The organism is Salinispora pacifica DSM 45544 (assembly GCF_000378845.1).
Classification (GTDB): domain Bacteria; phylum Actinomycetota; class Actinomycetes; order Mycobacteriales; family Micromonosporaceae; genus Micromonospora; species Micromonospora pacifica.
On sequence record NZ_KB905359.1, the window covers coordinates 3,615,999 to 3,632,528 of the forward strand.

At 69.2% G+C, this 16,530-nt stretch carries 16 protein-coding genes, 1 tRNA gene and 2 pseudogenes; 10 read left to right on the plus strand and 9 right to left on the minus strand.

Going from position 1 to position 16,530, the window contains the following annotated elements:
- The first annotated feature begins 21 nt into the window (after positions 1–21).
- Positions 22–98: transfer RNA gene (locus tag SALPAC3_RS0116465), tRNA-Thr, on the plus strand.
- 267 nt (positions 99–365) lie between these two features.
- On the opposite strand, the gene SALPAC3_RS0116475 is transcribed toward SALPAC3_RS0116465, so the two are convergent.
- Positions 366–1,994, minus strand: a complete 1,629-nt coding sequence (locus SALPAC3_RS0116475) for an RCC1 domain-containing protein (protein ID WP_018222309.1) — start codon at positions 1,992–1,994, stop codon at positions 366–368.
- 470 nt (positions 1,995–2,464) lie between these two features.
- On the opposite strand from SALPAC3_RS0116475, the gene SALPAC3_RS0116480 reads away from it, so the two are divergent.
- Positions 2,465–2,821 carry a YciI family protein gene (locus tag SALPAC3_RS0116480; RefSeq protein WP_018222310.1) on the plus strand — a complete coding sequence of 119 codons (357 nt, stop codon included), beginning with the start codon at positions 2,465–2,467 and terminating at the stop codon, positions 2,819–2,821.
- A gap of 83 nt (positions 2,822–2,904) precedes the next feature.
- Positions 2,905–4,071 (plus strand): RNA polymerase sigma factor, encoded by a 1,167-nt coding sequence (locus SALPAC3_RS0116485; protein WP_018222311.1) that lies wholly within the window; start codon positions 2,905–2,907, stop codon positions 4,069–4,071.
- A 53-nt stretch (positions 4,072–4,124) separates the two neighbouring features.
- On the opposite strand, the gene SALPAC3_RS0116490 is transcribed toward SALPAC3_RS0116485, so the two are convergent.
- Complete coding sequence (locus tag SALPAC3_RS0116490) at positions 4,125–5,105, minus strand: calcium/sodium antiporter (RefSeq protein WP_018222312.1); 981 nt, start codon at positions 5,103–5,105, stop codon at positions 4,125–4,127.
- Positions 5,106–5,338: 233 nt separating this feature from the next.
- On the opposite strand from SALPAC3_RS0116490, the gene SALPAC3_RS0116495 reads away from it, so the two are divergent.
- Positions 5,339–6,043, plus strand: a complete 705-nt coding sequence (locus SALPAC3_RS0116495) for an HAD family hydrolase (protein WP_018222313.1) — start codon at positions 5,339–5,341, stop codon at positions 6,041–6,043.
- A gap of 38 nt (positions 6,044–6,081) precedes the next feature.
- On the plus strand, positions 6,082–6,663 hold the full coding sequence (locus SALPAC3_RS0116500) for a GNAT family N-acetyltransferase (protein ID WP_026185642.1): 582 nt from the start codon (positions 6,082–6,084) through the stop codon (positions 6,661–6,663).
- Here SALPAC3_RS0116500 and SALPAC3_RS0116505 read toward each other — a convergent pair.
- The 3 genes and pseudogenes from SALPAC3_RS0116505 to SALPAC3_RS0116515 all read right to left on the minus strand — a co-directional run.
- A pseudogene (locus tag SALPAC3_RS0116505) lies at positions 6,567–7,676 on the minus strand (MFS transporter); the annotation flags it as partial. The gene SALPAC3_RS0116500 and the pseudogene SALPAC3_RS0116505 overlap by 97 nt on opposite strands.
- Positions 7,677–7,682: 6 nt before the next feature.
- Positions 7,683–8,339 carry an MOSC domain-containing protein gene (locus tag SALPAC3_RS0116510; protein ID WP_018222315.1) on the minus strand — a complete coding sequence of 219 codons (657 nt, stop codon included), beginning with the start codon at positions 8,337–8,339 and terminating at the stop codon, positions 7,683–7,685.
- Between the two features lie 53 nt (positions 8,340–8,392).
- Positions 8,393–8,800: a nitroreductase family deazaflavin-dependent oxidoreductase gene (locus SALPAC3_RS0116515; protein ID WP_018222316.1), complete on the minus strand. Its 408-nt coding sequence runs from the start codon at positions 8,798–8,800 to the stop codon at positions 8,393–8,395.
- An 85-nt stretch (positions 8,801–8,885) separates the two neighbouring features.
- Between SALPAC3_RS0116515 and SALPAC3_RS0116520 the strand changes: the two genes are divergently transcribed.
- Complete coding sequence (locus tag SALPAC3_RS0116520; RefSeq protein ID WP_018222317.1) at positions 8,886–9,893, plus strand: ADP-ribosylglycohydrolase family protein; 1,008 nt, start codon at positions 8,886–8,888, stop codon at positions 9,891–9,893.
- 218 nt (positions 9,894–10,111) lie between these two features.
- Entirely contained in the window at positions 10,112–10,369 is a 258-nt protein-coding gene (locus SALPAC3_RS0116525) for a DUF5999 family protein (RefSeq protein ID WP_018222318.1), read from the plus strand.
- A gap of 36 nt (positions 10,370–10,405) precedes the next feature.
- On the opposite strand, the gene SALPAC3_RS0116530 is transcribed toward SALPAC3_RS0116525, so the two are convergent.
- Entirely contained in the window at positions 10,406–10,945 is a 540-nt protein-coding gene (locus SALPAC3_RS0116530; RefSeq protein WP_018222319.1) for a GNAT family N-acetyltransferase, read from the minus strand.
- A 373-nt stretch (positions 10,946–11,318) separates the two neighbouring features.
- Between SALPAC3_RS0116530 and SALPAC3_RS0116540 the strand changes: the two genes are divergently transcribed.
- The 3 genes and pseudogenes from SALPAC3_RS0116540 (at position 11,319) to SALPAC3_RS0116550 (ending at position 13,669) form a co-directional block, all read left to right on the plus strand.
- Complete coding sequence (locus SALPAC3_RS0116540; protein WP_018222321.1) at positions 11,319–11,918, plus strand: biotin transporter BioY; 600 nt, start codon at positions 11,319–11,321, stop codon at positions 11,916–11,918.
- Between the two features lie 177 nt (positions 11,919–12,095).
- A pseudogene (locus SALPAC3_RS25890) lies at positions 12,096–13,106 on the plus strand (nucleoside recognition domain-containing protein); the annotation flags it as partial.
- 5 nt (positions 13,107–13,111) lie between these two features.
- On the plus strand, positions 13,112–13,669 hold the full coding sequence (locus tag SALPAC3_RS0116550) for a NifU family protein (RefSeq protein ID WP_018222323.1): 558 nt from the start codon (positions 13,112–13,114) through the stop codon (positions 13,667–13,669).
- Here SALPAC3_RS0116550 and SALPAC3_RS0116555 read toward each other — a convergent pair.
- From SALPAC3_RS0116555 to SALPAC3_RS0116565, 3 genes are all read right to left on the minus strand, one after another.
- Positions 13,650–14,306, minus strand: a complete 657-nt coding sequence (locus SALPAC3_RS0116555; protein WP_018222324.1) for a class F sortase — start codon at positions 14,304–14,306, stop codon at positions 13,650–13,652. The two genes, SALPAC3_RS0116550 and SALPAC3_RS0116555, sit on opposite strands and share 20 nt — an antisense overlap.
- Positions 14,303–15,136, minus strand: a complete 834-nt coding sequence (locus SALPAC3_RS0116560; RefSeq protein ID WP_018222325.1) for a DUF4397 domain-containing protein — start codon at positions 15,134–15,136, stop codon at positions 14,303–14,305. Before SALPAC3_RS0116560 ends, SALPAC3_RS0116555 begins: the two co-directional genes overlap by 4 nt.
- 317 nt (positions 15,137–15,453) lie before the next feature.
- Entirely contained in the window at positions 15,454–16,302 is an 849-nt protein-coding gene (locus tag SALPAC3_RS0116565; RefSeq protein WP_026185643.1) for a hypothetical protein, read from the minus strand.
- Between the last annotated feature and the right edge of the window lie 228 nt (positions 16,303–16,530).

Consider the following 16,530-nt stretch of genomic DNA (forward strand, 5'->3'; position numbering starts at 1 on the left):
CTATGCTGGCGTCGGCAACACGCCCCTGTAGCTCAGCTGGACAGAGCACTCGCCTTGTAAGCGAGATGTCGCCGGTTCGATCCCGGCCGGGGGCTCCACCTTGCTCCACCGGCCAGCTCGCTCCACCGGCAAGCTCGGGATGGCGACCTGCACCGCCGACGGATACTGACCTGTCCCAGGCAACGACGCCCTGCCCGGCCGTGAGGCCAACGGCGGGGCGTCGTCAATCGGTTGCCTGTTGTCGCAGGTGCCACGCGGCCCGGCCCCCAGACCACCAGAGCAACGGGGTGGTCGCCCGGGCGTACGCCTCGATCGGCTCCGGCAGGGGCGGACGGGTGGCGATGTGGGCTGGTGGCACCTTGGTTCTACGTGGTCCGGTGTGGTGGGCGTCGGCGTGCGGCGTAGCTGAGGATGACGCCGGCCAGGATGGAGAGGGCGGCGGCGCCGGTGGTGGTGGTGATGTTGGGGCCGGTGATGGGTAGGTCGGGTTCGTCGGGTGGTGGGGTGATGGTGAGGTTTACCGGTGTGGATTGGCTGTTGGGGCAGGTGTTGGTGCTGGTGTAGTGGGCGGTGAGGGTGTGGGTGCCGGGTGGGAGGGTGGTGGTGTGGGTGGCGGTGGCGGTGGTGGTCAGGGGTGTGGTGGTGAGGGTGGTGGTGTTGGTGCGGAAGGTGATGGTTCCGGTGGGGGTGTCGATGTTGCAGGTGACGGTGGCGGTGAGGGTGGTGTCCTGATCCGCTGTCGGGTTGGCTGGGGTGACCTGCAGGGTGGTGGTGGATGTCGGTGGTGCGGTCAGGGCCAGGCTGTGGGCATCGCCGGCGGCGACAGTGGTGATGGTGGTCGCTGGCGGTAGGTCGACGTTGACGGGTGTGCTGCTGTTGGTGGTGGTGCCGTCGCCCAGCTGACCACTCGAGTTTTCGCCCCAGGCGAGGACGGTGCCGGTGGAGGTGACCGCCAGACTGTGGAGGTTGCCGCCGGTGATGGCGGTGATGGTGACGCCGGTGGGCAGGTTGACGGTGACGGGTGTGCTGCGGTTGGTGTTGGTGCCGTCGCCCAACTGACCGTCGAAGTTGTCTCCCCAGGCGAGGACGGTGCCGGTGGAGGTCAGCGCCAGGCTGTGTTCGTCGCCGGCGGCGATCGCCGTGATGGTGACGCCGGCGGGCAGGTTGACGTTGACGGGTGTGCTCTTGCTGGTGGTGGTCCCATCGCCCAACTGCCCCCCGAAATTGGCACCCCAGGCGAGCATGGTATCGGTGGACGTCAGCGCCAGGTTGTGGTCGCCGTGGGCGGCGATAGCGGTGACTGCGACGCCCACGGGCAGGTTGACGGTGATGGGTGTGCTTCTGTCGGTGGTGGTTCCGTCGCCCAACTCGCCGTCGTTGTTTTCGCCCCAGGCGAGGACGGTGTCGGCGGAGGTCAGCGCCAGGCTGTGGTCGTCGCCGCCGGCGATGGCGGTGACCTCGGTGCCCGGCGGCAGGTTGACGGTGACGGGTGTGCTGCGATTGGTGGTGGTTCCGTCGCCCAACTGACCCTCGGAGTTGTCTCCCCAGGCGAGGACGGTGCCGGTGGAGGTCAGCGCCAGGCTGTGTTCGTCGCCGGCGGCGATGGCCGTGATGGTGGTTCCCGGGGGCAGGTTGACGGTGACGGGTGTGCTGCGGCTGGTGGTGGTTCCGTCGCCCAACTGACCGTCGAAGTTGTCTCCCCAGGCGAGGACGGTGCCGGTGGAGGTCAGCGCCAGACTGTGGTCGCCGCTGGCGGCGATGGCGGTGACCTCAGTGCCCGGCGGCAGGTTGACGGTGACGGGTGTGCTGCGGTTGGTGGTGGTTCCGTCGCCCACCTCGCCGTCATCATTTTCCCCCCAGGCCAGGAGGGTGTCCGACGCGGTGCCGGACGGTGCTGGAGTGTTCCGTGCGGCCGCCGGCCACGCGCCGGTGAAGGCCTGCGTGGCTGTCACCGCCAACACCAGAAAGAACAAGCCGACGATGGCCCGGCCCACCCGACCCGCGCCGGCGCTCCGGCCTGGCCGCTGGCAAAATCTCCGCATCACTCTTACCTCCCGGCAGGCATCGCCAATCGGACAGACGCTAGTGTCAACCAGCTATCCCACATAGATGCGGAGAAACGCCCTCAAAACGACATCCAACCGTGCCGCCGGTCGAAAACCGACAAGAAACGACAGGTGAGGGGCCTTTCAGCCGTCCCCAGGTGGGACGACCTCCATGCCTCACTCGGCCACCGTCGTTCCGGGACTCTACTTTCATCAACACCGATACAACCGGAGTGCAGCAGGTCGTGCCGGCGTACATCGGGGGCGCTGGTGAGCGAGACCGGCCGAACGCCGGTGGCAACTCTCCCGACTGCCCGGGCTGAAATAAGTCGCGGCGCACGGTAGAAATCAGGGCGGGCCGTTCGTCGTAGGGTCAGCCACCCGACGCGGCTGGCTGACGAGGCGAAGAAGGTGGGCAGATGAAGTACCTGATGCTGGTGTGTGTCAACCGGCCGGCCGACGGGGGAGCGGGCGACCTCGGCCGTCCCGTCGGTGCCGCACCGGACGAGATGGACGTTGACACCTGGGTCGAGGAGATGGACGGCCGAGGCGTACGGCTGCTGGGCGAGGCGATCCGTCCGGGAAGCGACTCGACGACGGTTCGCGTCCGCGATGGCAAGGTTCTGCTCACCGATGGGCCGTACGCCGAGACGAAGGATGTGATCGCCGGTTTCGACGTACTCGACTGCACCGACCTCGACCAGGCGGTGGAGGTTGCGTCAAAGCACCCGATGGCGCGTAGCAATGTGGTCGAACTGCGGCCGTTCTGGGAGTAGGACTGAGCACCGACATCGAGGCGGGCCGGGTCAGCGCGGCGGTCGCCGCCGCCTACGCCGACGACTGGGGGCGGATCGTCGGCATGCTGATCCGGCTCGCCGGAGACTGGGAACTGGCGGAGGAGTGCGCCCAGGACGCGTTCGCCGCGGCGCTCACCCGCTGGCCGACGGAGGGGATACCGGATCGCCCCGGGGGATGGCTCGCCACCACGGCCCGTAATCGCGCGGTGGACCGGCTGCGTCGCTCTGCCGTGGAGGCCGGGAAGCTGCGCGACGTGTCCCGGCTGGGAGAGCCGGCCCCGGTCGGCTACTTCCCCGACGAACGCCTTGAGCTGATGTTCACCTGCGCGCACCCGGCGCTTACCGGTGCGGCGCAGGTCGCACTCATGTTGCGCTACCTCGCCGGGCTCCGGACAGCGGAGATCGCCCGAGCTTTCCTGGTGTCGGAGCACACCATGGGGCAACGGTTGTTCCGCGCGAAAAACAAGATTCGCCATGCGGAGATCCCGTTCCGGGTCCCGCCGGCTCGGCTGCTACCGGAGCGACTGTCGGCCGTACTCGCGGCGCTCTACCTGCTGTTCAACGAGGGCTACGCGGCGACCGCCGGCACGAACCTCGTGACCGCTGCGCTCTCCGGCGAGGCGATCCGGCTGGCCCGCCTCCTGACCACCCTGATGCCGGCTGAGCCCGAAGCCCGCGGGCTTCTCGCGCTCATGTTGCTGCACGACGCCCGCCGTTCGTCCCGGGTTGACCAGCACGGCGACCTGGTCACCCTGGCCGACCAGGACCGTTCGGCCTGGGATCGGGCCCAGATCACCGAAGCAGTCGTCCTGCTCGAGCAGGCACTGGCGCGGCGCCGCCCCGGCGCCTACCAGGTGCAGGCGGCGATCGCCGCGGTCCACGCCGAGGCGCCCGCGGCGGCGGCTACCGACTGGCCGCAGATCGCCGGCCTGTACGCGCAACTCGCCCGCCTGGCGCCCAGCCCGGTCGTCGAGCTCAACCGGGCGGTGGCGGTGGCGATGGCCGACGGGCCCGGAGCTGGGCTGGCGTTGGTGGATCGCCTGGCCGCCACCGGAGAGCTCAACGACTACTACCTGCTGCCGGCGACCCGGGCTGACCTGCTGCGCCGGCTGGGGCGACACGCCGAGGCGGCCGCCGCCTACCATCGGGCGCTTGAGCTGTGCGGGACCGACGCCGAGCACCGGTACCTACGCCGACGCCTGCGCGAGGTGTCGGCACCCACCTCGTAGTCGGTCCAACGCCGGCTGGGTAGCCGGGCTTCTGCGCGTGGCGGTCTCGCCGGCTACGTGGACAACAACAGCGGTATCGTCAGCACATACGCCGCGAGCAGCACCGAGCCTTCCGGGCGGGTGAGTGTATAGCTCCGGCGGAGCAGTATCCAGGCCGCCACCGCGGCCAGGCCCATCACCAGGACGAGCGCGACACTGGTGCCGGGGACACTGCTCGGCGCGGCCAGGGCGATCACGGCGCCGCCGACGAGGCTGTTGAACAGGTTGGAGCCGAAGAGGTTGCCCACAAGCAGGTCTGACTCACCCTGTCGTTGGGCTTGAATCGTGGTGACCAGCTCCGGCAGCGAGGTGCCCACCGCGACCAGGGTCATCCCGATGATCAACTGGGGAACCCCCAGGTCGGTGGCGATGGCGGCGGCGTTGACGACCAGCAGCTGTGCCCCGGCCAGGACCCCGACGAGGCCGAGTACGGTGCGGACCGGCTCCCACCGGGCCAGCGGTTGCCGCTGCGCCGGCGTCGGGTCGACCGTGGTGACGTCCTCGCCCTCCACGTGCTCCACCACGTCCCGGGCCAGCGGGGTGGCTTCGTCCTCGCCCGCCCACCGGATCAGCAGCCACAGCGCACCGGCGGCGGCGACCAGCAGCACCACACCGGTCACAGCTGTCAGTCCGGTCCAGGCCAGGAGGCCGAAGAGCAGCACAGCGCCGACCGCGAGCCGTGCCTCGCGGTAGATCACCGTTGACTTCACGGTGACCTTGGCGACCAGTGCGGCGACGCCGAGGACCATGGTCAGGTTGAGAATGTTGGAACCCGCGATGTTGCCCAGGGCGATGCTTGTGTCGCCGCGGGCCGCAGCTACTCCGGAGACCAACAGCTCCGGTGCCGAGGTGCCCAGACCGATCACCACGACGCCGACGACGACGGGTCTGATCCGTAGCCGGTGGGCGAGCCGGGACGCGCCGAGCACGAGATGGTCGGCGGCCACGGTGAGTAGCAGCAGACCGGCGACGGCGAGGAGAATTCGGAACATCATGACGGGCTCATGTGCGGCGTTGTCCTCGCTATTCCGTTGACCGGCGCCTGGTGTACCGGAGCCCAACCTACTGCCCTGGTCGACCCTTGTGGGCCCGGACGGTACCGGAACCACGTGTGCCCCGGCGATCGATCGCGGGAGCGGGATGTTCGCGGCTGCGGGCTCCGCTACCGGGTACGACGGCGGCGACGTGACCCGCTCCGGTGGGTGGCGGAGGGGACTAGCCTCAAGCCGTGATCGAGGCGGTGTTGTGGGACGTTGACGACACCCTTTTCGACTTCACTGGCTCGGATCGGCGGGCGCTGTCGCGGCACTTCCAGGCGGAGGGCCTACCCGGGTCAGCGGCGTCGGTTGAGCGTTGGCAGCAGGTGACCGAGGTCGCCTACGGTCGGTTGGCTGCTGGGGAGCTCACGTACGAGGAGTGTCAGCGGCAGCGGGTTAACGGGTTCCTGGGGCGGACGCTGAACGACGTGGAGGCGGATGCGTGGCTCCGGCGCTACACCGCGCTGTTCGAGCGTGCGTGGACGGCGTTCCCGGACGTCACGGCCGCCCTCGCGGCGCTGCCGTACCGGCACGGGATCCTCTCCAACTCCAGCACCGCGCATCAGGAGCGCAGACTGACCGCCCTGGGGCTGCGTCACCACTTCGAAGTGCTGCTCTGTGCGGACCGGCTTGCCCGGGCGAAGCCGGATCCCTCGGCGTTCCTGGCCGGCTGCGAGGCACTTGGGTTGCCTCCGGACGCTGTCGCCTACGTGGGCGACCAGTTGGACACGGATGCGGTGGCGGCTCGGGACGCGGGACTTGTCGGAATCTGGCTTGATCGTGCACGATCAACAGCCGCGGCAACGTCGAGGTCGACCGTACCGGTGCCGGTCGGTGTGCACCGGATTCCGAGCCTCGCCGACCTTCCCCGGCTACTCGCCGCACCGGGTGAATGAGGCCACGGGTTGTCCCGTCCATGATTGGAGCCCTTGCGATGTCGTTTGAACTCCAGCCTGTCCTGACCGGCGAACTGCTCACCGTAAGGCCCCTCCGGCCGGCGGATTTCGATGAGCTGTTCGCTGTCGCCGCTGACCCGCTGCTGTGGGAACAGCATCCGCAGCCGGAACGGTGCCGAGAGGAGGTGTTTCGCGTCTTCTTCTCGGATGCGCTCGCCTCCGGCGGCGCGTTTGCGGTGATCGACAAGAGGGCGTCTCGCCTGATCGGTTCATCGCGGTATCACGGCTACGATGTGGATCGTCGCGAGGTCGAAATAGGCTGGACCTTCCTTGCGCGTTCCCATTGGGGCGGGTTTTACAACAAGGAACTCAAGCAGCTCATGCTGGATCATGCTTTCCAGTTCGTCGATACTGTTGTCTTTCTTGTCGGTACGGAAAATCTTCGTTCTCGGCGGGCGGTGGAGAAGCTCGGCGGGGTCCTGGCCGGGCCGGGCCAGGACCGGGGCGGGTCGCCCCACGTTCGCTACCGGATCGGGGTTGAAGACTGGTCCGGTGAGCGTGCGGGTATCGCCGTCTCGGGCGGCGTCGGCGGCGGAGGTGAGCTGGGCCCTCCGGATTGAGCAGTGCCGACTCCGGCCGGAGAGTCGATGCGCCGTGGCGCCCTGGGCCGCGGGTACGGTGGCGGCCCTTCGGCCCGGCGGAGCAGCCACCAGGCGACAGCGGCCACCCCAAGCAGTCCGATGCCGGCGATGAGGAACACACCGGCCGGCGAGGTCGCCTCGAGTAGGGGGCCGCTGATCAGGTAGGCCGCGGTCTCCGCGAGGAAGACTGGGCCGTAGATCGCGCCGAAGACCCGGCCCAGCTTGTCGCTGTCCACGTTCTGGCCGATGGCGGTGTCGGTGGCGATGTTCTCCAGGCCGTTGCCGGCACCGGCGATCGTGTAGAGCAGCACGATCAGGATCAGCTGGCCGGCGACGCCCACGGCGATGAGGCCCAGGGCCGAGCAGCACAGGCCGATGAGCAGCAGCCGCGGACCGGGCGGCTGCCAACGGGTCAGCGCGAGCAGCAACGGCACGAGCACCATTGCCAGTCCGTAACCGCCGGTCGCCACCCCGACCCAGGTATCGGTGCCGCCGTGGTCATCCTTGATCAGGAAGACCAGTCCCACGCTGTCCCAAGCCGCGAAGAAGACACCGAGAAAGAGGGAGAGCGCCACCGCCCGGGCAACGGCGTGCCCGGCCACGTAACGCAGGCCGGCCGTGAGGTCCGCGACGAACCGCGTGGTACGGCCGGCAGCACCGGGACCGCCGCCGACCGGCGGCAGGAAGAACAGCACCAGGGCGGAGAGTAGGTAGGAGGCCGCGTCCAGGGCGAAGGCGGCGCGCGCTCCGGCGGCCTGGATGAGCACCGCACCGACAACCGGCCCGACGGCCAGCGCCACATTGTGCGAGAGCCCGAGCAGTGAGTTGGCCTGCACCAGGCCGGACCGTTCCACCAGCCGGGGAACACAGCTCTTGCCGGCCGGCAGGAAGCAGGTGGTCAGCGTGCTGGTGAGCAGGATCAGGGCGAGGAGCACCGGAAAGGGCGGCAGGGCCACCGCGATCAGGCCGACTGTCCCGAACCGAATCAGGTCACCTCGTCACCGCCGCGCACGTTCCCGTAGCGTTTGCCGGAGATCGTCGGGGAGGCCCTCGACCTCCGCCAGCGCGGGCAGCAACTCCGGCTCGGTCAGGTACGCGTGGAAGGCCACCGCGATTGTTACGCCATGGGCCGGTCGGTGGAGCACCGAAACCGGATCTCCGGCTTGCACTTCTCCCGGCGTGACGACCCGAAGGTAGGCGCCCGGCCGATTTTCCCGGGTGAACCGCTTCACCCACTGCGGCTCCGCCATCTTGGCCTGGAAAGTCGCGCACGGCATGCGGCCAAAGGTCGGCTGAAGTTCGAGCTGCTCGCCGATGCGCCAGGTCTCGCCGATCACCGCACCGTTGACGTCAACGCCGGCCGTGGTCAGGTTCTCGCCGAAGATCCCGCCCGGCAGCACCCGGCCAAGTTGGGCCTCCCACCAGTCGTAGTCCTCCCGGGCGTACGCGTACACGGCCTGGTCGTCGCCGCCGTGGTGCTCGATGTCGAAGATCTGGTCGCCGACCAGGCCGCTGTGCAGGCCGGTGGTTTTCGGCCCGGGAGCCCGGACCGCCACGGGTCCGTCGACGGGCTGCTTGTTGATGCCGGTGACCCCGACCCGCTTCGCGGTGCTGCGCTCCGGGACCGCCAGGTTGACCGAGAGGATGCTGCCCATGGGCAGCAACCTATCCGTCGGTCTGACGTGGAGCAAAGGAGCCCGGGCGCGGTTTACGAGGCGGCTTCCAGCACCACGACGGGAATCTTCCGGTCGGTCTTGGCTTCGTACTCCGCGAAGCCCGGGAAGGCCTCCTTCTGGGCGCTCCAGATGCGCTCCCGCTCGTCCCCCGCGGCGACCCTGGCCACCAGGTCGAACGTGTCCGTGCCGATCTCCGCCTTGACCTGCGGATGGGCCCGCAGGTTGTGGTACCAGTCGGGGTGGCTGGGGGCGCCGGCCTTGGAGGCGAACACGGCGTAGCCATGATCTAACTTCTGGTACATCACCGGGTTCAGGCGCGGCTGACCGCTCCTGGCGCCCACCGTGTGCAGGAGCAGGAGGGGCGAGCCCGCGAACTGGCCGCCGACCTGGCCGTTGTTTTCGCGGAACTCTTTGATGATCTTTTCGTTCCAGTCGTCCATGATCTCTCCTCGCTGGCGTACCGGTCCGATTATCGTCAGTCTGGCACCTCCGCAGTGCCATCCGTTGGGCTACCATCCCCCCGATATGCGAGAGCCGACCACGCCGAATGCGGCGTCCGGGTGTCTGTTCGGGTTGGCCTACGGCGACGCCTTGGGCGGACCGGCCGAGTTCATGACGGTCCCGGACATCCATGCCCGCTATGGGCCCGACGGCCCGCGCGAGTTGGCGGGCGACCCCGCGCTGGTCACCGATGACACCCAACTGACCCTGGCGGTCGGGATGGCGCTGTTGAGTGCGTCCACGCCGACGGCCGAGGTGTTGGAACCGTTGTTTCGGGAGCGGTTCGTGCGGTGGGCGGCCAGCCCCGACAACAACCGTGCACCGGGAATGACCTGCCTGCGTGCCTGCGGGAACCTCGCCCTCGGCCAGCCGTGGACCCAAGCCACGATGAGCGGCTCGAAGGGCTGCGGCGCGAACATGCGGGTCGCGCCGGTCGGGCTCGTCGCCGGCTACGACCTGGACACCCTCGCCGGGGTGGCGCAGTTGCAGGCCGCGATGACCCATGGGCACCCCACCGCGCTCGCCGCCAGCGAGCTGACCGCGTACGCCGTGCGGCTACTGCGCGACGGCGCGGAGCTGCTATCCCTGCCCACGCTGCTGCGAGCCCGCGCCCACGACCAGCGCACCGTCTACCGGGCCGAGTGGTTGGGTGCGCTGTGGCAGCAGCCCGCCGTCGCCAGTCCCGCCGACTACCTCGCCCGTGGCTGGGACGAGTGCCAGCACGTACTGGATCGGCTCGATCTCGCGCTCGCCTCGGCCGACGACGGCGCGGACGCCTGCCGGATCACCGGCGCCGGCTGGATCGCCGAGGAAGCCCTGGCCACGGCACTGTTCTGCGCGATCCGGCATGCCGACGATCCGGTGTCCGCCCTTGCCCGCGCCGCCGCCACCTCCGGCGACTCCGACTCCATCGCCTGTCTGACCGGCGCGTTCCTCGGTGCCGCCTTCGGTATGGCCGCGTGGCCGGAATCCTGGCGTGATCGAATCGAGTACGCGGGCGAACTCGCCGCGATGGGCGAAGCCTGGGACTGATCCTTCAGTTCGTGATCAGGCTTATTCTGCCTTACCCCACGTACCCTATTTTTTATGATCTATCAATATGTGCGTCAGAATTCTGCCGTGCGTGTATCAGTCCGGGGGTGGGCCGCCTCATCTGTTCAGCGATGACGTAGCGAATTGGTAGGAGGCGGCCACCCCGTCCGTTCCGAGTGCCAGCGCGGCTGAGTCGCCCAGTTGAGAGGAGAACCGGCATGCACACCGTCGACCTCGCCCTCCGAGCCCGGCCCAACGCCAACACCCCGTGCAATCACCAGCCGACGTGTCCCGCCGCGAGCGCGGTCGACCACGAGGCGGCCCGCATCATCGCGTCTCACCCGGAGCAGGGCTGGAGTCTGCGCTGTAACGGCGTGATCGTGTTCGATGACACTGGTGAGTTGATGCCCGACAACAGCCCGGTCGCCCCGCACCGTGGCCCGGCTCCGCACTGGGAGAGCTACCGCGGAGAGTGACCCGGATGCCGCTGATCCGCCGTCCGTACGGCCGGGTCAGCCGGTCGGAACCCAAAACCGAAGCTTCTCGCTGCGTTGATCGGCGAAGATCCCGCCGTTGCGCTCGATCACCCTACGGGAGGCGACGTTGTCCACGTCGCATGTCACCAGGGCGGACGTGATGTCCAGGTGGTACGCCACGGATAGCGCGGCGGCCAGCATCGCGGTCGCGTGGCCCTGTCGCCGTGCGGTTGGTCGCACGTCATAGCCGATGTGCCCGCCGAAGTCCCGCAGGTACGGGGTCAGGCGATGCCGGATCGCGAGGCGGCCGAGATAGGCGTCGTCCTGGGTCCACCACAACGTGGTCGACGGTACGTGCCCGTCCGGGCGCGGGGAGTCCTCAAGACTCTGATTCCGTAACCAGTCGACGTAGCTCGCGAACCCGGCGGGAGTTGACCAGTGACGCGAGAATTCGCGCAGCTCGGACCCGATCATGCTGCGGTCTTCCGCGCTGCCGCGTCCCTCGGCGCGGAACTCGGCCATGGCGGCAACGAACGATTGATGTACCCCCACGGTGGGCCGGCTCAACTTGGGCATGGCGATATCAGTATCGACTCTGCCGGTTGGCCGCACCCGTATTTCGGGGCGTGGTGTGGGGTGGGGGTCGAGCAGGCCGGATGGCCCGGGTCGACGGTGTTTTCGTCGCCTACCGTCCCGGGCGTGAGTGATCAGCCTGACCGTGCCGCATGACGGGTTGAGGAGCGCGTCGCTGACCTGACCGGCATCCCGGCGCACCGTCGCGGTCGGCTTACTGGTCGATCCGGTCACCTTCGGTCGGAGCCTGACCACCGGTGCGCTCCGATGTGGTCTCGCGCCCGTGGGCGGACGCCCGGGCCGGCGGCAGTGCTGGGAGGATCCACACGATCTGTAGGGACGCCACCGGTGTCGGTAGGGACAACAGGAGGATGGAATGGCAGACGGTTTGGTGCTGGCCGCCGGCCCACGCGTCGGCGTGTTGGCGGACGCGTGGGGTGGTTCCGTGGCGCGGGAGGTCGCCCTGGTTGTTGGCGGGGCCGCTGTCGTCGGTGCCGCTGCGCAGGTGTCGGTGGCGATTCCCGGGTCGCCGGTCCCCGTCACCGGGCAGACCTTCGCGGTGCTCCTGGCCGGGACCGCGCTTGGGTCGGCCCGTGGGGTGGCGAGCATGCTGCTCTACCTGGTGGCGGGGGTGTTGGGGGTGCCGTGGTTTGCCGACGGGGCGCACGGCTGGCCGTCCGCGACCGCGGGCTACCTGCTGGGCTTCGTGTTGGCCGCGGCGGTTGTCGGCCGGCTGGCCTCGGCCGGGGCGGACCGGCGGCCGTGGCGCATGTTCGGGCTGATGGTGTTCGGGAACGTGGTGATCTATGCGGTTGGTGTTCCCTGGTTGACGGTCGCCGCCGGGATGGACGTGCGGACCGCGCTCCTGCTGGGCCTCGTTGCGTTCCTGCCGGGGGACCTGCTCAAGGCACTGCTCGCTGCGGGCCTGCTACCGGGCTCGTGGCGCCTGGTGCGCCGGTTGTCCGGGAGCGCGTGAGCGAGTTCGTGGACCGGGGTGGCGCTCCTCGGCCTGGAACTTTGGCGGGGAGCCCGCCGGTCGGTCCCGGGCGGGGCTGTGATTGCACCAACCGTGACCATCGATTTGGGTGCGGGTTGCTGGCCCATGGTTGTCCCGCGAACAGGGGCCGAGGAGGGAGATCAGCAGAAACAGCGGGGCGTCGGCTACATGTCCCGCGCGGCGTTTCTGATGGACCGCGTGATGGGCCGCGCCGGGTTGGAGGGACGCGCCTTCGTGGCGCTGCTGTCCTCGTTCGCCTGCGCGATCCCCGGCATCATGGCCACCCGCACCCTGCCCTCGGCTCGGGACCGGATCGCCACGATGATGGCGGCGCCACTGATGACCTGCGCCGCGCGGCTTCCCGTCTACGTGGTCCTGATCGGGCTGCTGGTCGACCCCACCGCCACGTTCGGTCCGTTTGGTCTGCAGGGTCTGGTCATGTTCGGGCTGTACCTGCTCGGTGCCGTCTCGGCGATGCTGGCCGCGTGGGCGTTCAAGAAGTTCGGTGACCGTCGTGGCCAGCCGACACCGTTCTATCTGGAGATGCCGCCGTACCGGCTGCCCGCGCCCCGGGCGGTTCTGCTGGCGGTGTGGGGTGCGGCGAGTTCGTTCCTCCGCAAGTGCTCGACCATCATTGTGGCCACCACGATGGTGCTGTGGTTGCTGCTGAATCTACCGCTGCACTCGACCGAGCAGCTGCAGGCGGCGGGCGTCGACACCGCTGATTCGGCTGCGGTGTCGGCCCATGTCGTTGACCACAGCTACGCCGCCGAGGTCGGCCGGCTGGTGGCGCCGGTCTTCGCCCCCCTGGGCTTCGACTGGCGGATCAATGTCGGTGTGCTGTCCGCCCAGTCGGCCCGGGAGACCTTCGTCGCCACCCTCGGCCAGGTCGCGGCGGCCGAAGACCCCGAAGACCCGGGCGACGCGCTGCGGGCCATGACCTACTCGGACGGCCCGCGCGCCGGTCAGCCGATCTTCACCGCACCGACGATCGCCGCGCTGCTGGTGTACTTCGCCTTCGCCCTCCAGTGTATGGCGACCGTCGGGGTCATCCGGCGGGAGACCGGCACCTGGCGGTGGCCGCTGGTGGCCTTTGGCTACCTCACCGTGACAGCCTGGCTGCTGGCCTTCCTTGCCCGGACCGTCACCGCCGTCTTCGTGGGGTGACTCGGATGGTTCCCCTGCACCCGCAGCGCTGCGCCGACGAACCGGACCTGCTGCGCTGGGTCATCCCCGCCGACCTGCTCGACTCGGTCGGCGTTGTCGCCGCGGCCCCGCCACCGCTGGCGGGGCTGCTGGCCGACGGGACCCTCGCCGAGCTCCGGCTGGAACCCGCCGCCGTGGTCACCCGCCTCGGCCCGCGGCGCAGCTGGATAGACCAGGGGCCACGGGTACGCGGCGCGCTACACGCCGCGCTCGGGGAACCCGACGGCTGGCACGTCGTACCCGATTCCGGTGCGTGGGCCGGGGACGCGGTGCTGCGTACGCTGGCCCAGCAGCTCCTCGATGGGCCGGTCGGACAGTTCGCCGCCGCGCACGGCGGTCGGATCGACCTGGTGGAGGCGCGGGACGACGTGGTCACCGTCCGGCTCGCCGGTGCGTGCAACGGCTGCCCGGCCGCCCGCAGCACCCTGCACGGCCAACTGGAACGTCGCCTCCGTCAGCGCTATCCGGCGCTGCGCGCGGTCGTCGACGAACCGACCCGGTCGATCAGGCCGGCACCGCGGTGACCACGAGGTTGTCGCGGTATCGGCGGGCGTCGGCGTCAAAAGGCCCGCCGCAGGTGATGAGGGTCAAGCGCTGGTCGCCGTCGCGGGCGAAGTACCGGTCCAGCGGAATTCTGGTCTTCTGGTACTCCTCCCGGGCGATCACCCGGTAGGCGCGGTCTTGGCCGTCGCTGCCGGTCACGGTCAGGGTGTCCCCCTGGTCCAACTCCCGGAGCCGGAAGAACGCGCCCTTGCCCTGGGTGGAGCTGTCCACATGGCCGGCGATCACCACTGACCCCGCTGGGGCCGCCAGCCCCGGGCCGTAGCGGTACCAGCCGACCTCGTCCACGCTGGGCGGTACCTCGAACTCACTGGTCTGTGGGTTGATGCCGACGGCGTTCACCGTGGCGGTCACCCCGATTGTCGGGATCCGCAGGCCGACCGGCGGAACAACCTCGGCGCCGGTCGGCAGTGCACCCCTGTGTACCGGTACCGGCACCGACGATCGGGCATCTGCGGGGGCGGTGCTGGCGAGGGCGGCCACCTCGTCCGCGCCGACATCCGCCGCCGGCCGAGCGGCAACGGCGGCCAAAGCCGCGACGGTGAGGGCGGCGGCACCGGCGGCCATCGCCGCCAGCCCTCCGCGATTGCGCACCGTCACCGGTTGTTCCTCCGGGCGGTGACGATCCGAGCTCTTCCACCGACAAGTAGGAGGGCGCCGGCACCGGCCAGGAGGTACAACCAGGTGTTTGCCTTGGTGCCGGCCAGGCCGCCGTCGCCGCTGGGGACCCCGGCCGGGGTGGAGTGCAAGCCGGTGATGGTCTGCGCCACGACCTCGAGGGTGCCGGCATCCGCCGAGCCGAACGCGTAGAGGATCGTCGCGGTACCCTCGGTCAATTCCAGGTCGGCGGGGCCGATCGTGACGGTCTCCGTGCCGGCGAGTACCGCATCCGCCTGGATCGTTCCGGCTTCCATATCGGCCTTGGCCTCGTTCGAGTTGGTCAGGTTGGTGAAGACCGAAGTGCCGCCGGCCCGTACGTCCATCGCCGGAGCGGCAGCGATGTGCCGGGCGATCAGCCGGGACTTGCCAGCGTCCACCTTCGAGGTGTCGTTTACGAAGGAGGTGAGCTTCGGCTGGCCGCTCGCGTCCAGGTGGGCGGCCATGCTGATGTTGGTTCCGCCCAGCACCTCCGCGTCGGCAACCGTGAGAAACGCGTCGGCCACCGGGTCGCCCGGCTTGGTCAGCGCGATGTCGTACACGCCCGCCGCCAGGCTCAGTGGGCCCGCCACCTCGCCGGGCGCGAAGTTGTCCAGCGTCTTTTCCCCATTGAGGTACACGTCGACCGGGGTGCCCGGCATGCCATGGATCGCAGAGACCTCGGCTGTGGCCACCGCGTACGCCGGGGTCGCGTTGAGCGCACCGACTCCGGCGAATGTCAGCGCGGCGAGCACGCCACCTGCGGCCACCCGGCGGGAGTACGAGAGCTGCATGTCTGCCTCCTGATGATAAGTCGTGATTAGTCAGGTTAGCTGGTATGGGGCGTTACGCTCGCTCCACACAACCTGGACGCGGCCAGAAAATAATTTGCTTTTCGACGTCGCCGCATTCACGCGGGTATCAGTCGATGAGTAACCCGGCGAAGGGCAGCCATTCGGCACGATAAAGAGTCACATCCGGCGCGGCGTGCAGTGCCTGAACGCGGATAGGAGGTGGAGGGTGCAACACCTGGACTGAAGAACTTCGGCGCGTCTCAACCTGGGTGCCGCGGCCCCGCTGCATCGGTTGTCGACGGTGAACTGGGCTGCGACTAACTGTGTCGTTGCCAGACGGACCGCAGCGAGTCCCAGTTGCCACCGAGGCTGTCGCAGAGTACGTCCACAAAGACAGCGGTATCGGTGCCGTCGGGGTTCCACCAGATGCCGCAGAGAGCCGGGATCTCGCCGGTCGGGGTGGTGTACTCGACGTACAAGCCCGGCGTGCCGGTGACGCCCCCCAGTTTGTCGCCGGGCTCCTCCGCATCCGGGCGGTCGCTCGCCGAACTGCGGGCGATTCGCTGCCGGAAGCTCAGGTCGGCAGCTCGCCCCTCGGCCGAGTCATACGCGACAAAGTGGAGATACATGCCGCCGTCCCGGCACAGCACGTGGGCGCGCTCGCCGGGGCCGAGGGGTGGACCGCCATCGTCGGTGTTCGCGACGCAGCTACTCATGTCGGCGAGCCACGGCTCCGCCAACGGGATCAGGTCATCCGGGAACGTCGCGCGGTTGGTGGCGGCGAAGACGTTGGTGGGTTCCTCGGCCGGCTCTTCGGGCGGTGCCGCAGCCGGTTCCCCGGCGGGTGCGTCCGACTGCGGGGCGGCGGCCGGGGCGCTGTCGGGGGCAGTCGCTCGGCCGAGGACGAACGCGCCAGCCCCGGCCACCAACGCGCCAGCGAGTACCCCGACGATCACGCCGAGCAGCAGCTTCCCCCGCTGCGGGGGTGGAGACGGCACGATTCGGCGCTGCGGTGCTGGCGCGGCGAGGTCACCGGAAAGAGGTGGTGCGGCGAAACCGCCCGAGACCGGCTGTGTGCTCAGACCGTACTGGTCGTGGCCGCCGGAGTCAGGCGTATGCTCACCGTCGGACCAGTATTCCCGTCCGGGGGCCGCTCCATCATTCACGTGCGGCACGATATCAGCGCCTATCGAACCCCCACAGACCTGTTGGGAGATCTATTCACTCTGCTGGGAGTGTGCGGATGGCGATGTACGGCAAACCCCTGGTGGGTAACGCGCTCCGGAAACAGCGTCGGCTAGACTTGGCGCGAGGCCCTTCCAGCAGGACGATCGGGTTCGATGCCCACGTCAGACGCCGCGACCGAACCGGTCAGCGCCGGGCGGGACGGCCCC

Bases quoted from the DNA above. Each gene is read 5' to 3' on its own strand.
- SALPAC3_RS0116480 (WP_018222310.1), top strand. From the start codon at position 2,465: ATGAAGTACCTGATGCTGGTGTGTGTCAACCGGCCGGCCGACGGGGGA.
- SALPAC3_RS0116515 (WP_018222316.1), bottom strand. From the start codon at position 8,800: ATGGACGACTGGAACGAAAAGATCATCAAAGAGTTCCGCGAAAACAAC.
- SALPAC3_RS0116525 (WP_018222318.1), top strand. From the start codon at position 10,112: ATGCACACCGTCGACCTCGCCCTCCGAGCCCGGCCCAACGCCAACACC.
- SALPAC3_RS0116540 (WP_018222321.1), top strand. From the start codon at position 11,319: ATGGCAGACGGTTTGGTGCTGGCCGCCGGCCCACGCGTCGGCGTGTTG.
- SALPAC3_RS0116560 (WP_018222325.1), bottom strand. From the start codon at position 15,136: ATGCAGCTCTCGTACTCCCGCCGGGTGGCCGCAGGTGGCGTGCTCGCC.
- SALPAC3_RS0116530 (WP_018222319.1), bottom strand. From the start codon at position 10,945: ATGCCCAAGTTGAGCCGGCCCACCGTGGGGGTACATCAATCGTTCGTT.
- SALPAC3_RS0116485 (WP_018222311.1), top strand. From the start codon at position 2,905: ATGCTGATCCGGCTCGCCGGAGACTGGGAACTGGCGGAGGAGTGCGCC.
- SALPAC3_RS0116550 (WP_018222323.1), top strand. From the start codon at position 13,112: ATGGTTCCCCTGCACCCGCAGCGCTGCGCCGACGAACCGGACCTGCTG.
- SALPAC3_RS0116520 (WP_018222317.1), top strand. From the start codon at position 8,886: ATGCGAGAGCCGACCACGCCGAATGCGGCGTCCGGGTGTCTGTTCGGG.
- SALPAC3_RS0116510 (WP_018222315.1), bottom strand. From the start codon at position 8,339: ATGGGCAGCATCCTCTCGGTCAACCTGGCGGTCCCGGAGCGCAGCACC.
- SALPAC3_RS0116490 (WP_018222312.1), bottom strand. From the start codon at position 5,105: ATGATGTTCCGAATTCTCCTCGCCGTCGCCGGTCTGCTGCTACTCACC.
- SALPAC3_RS0116500 (WP_026185642.1), top strand. From the start codon at position 6,082: ATGTCGTTTGAACTCCAGCCTGTCCTGACCGGCGAACTGCTCACCGTA.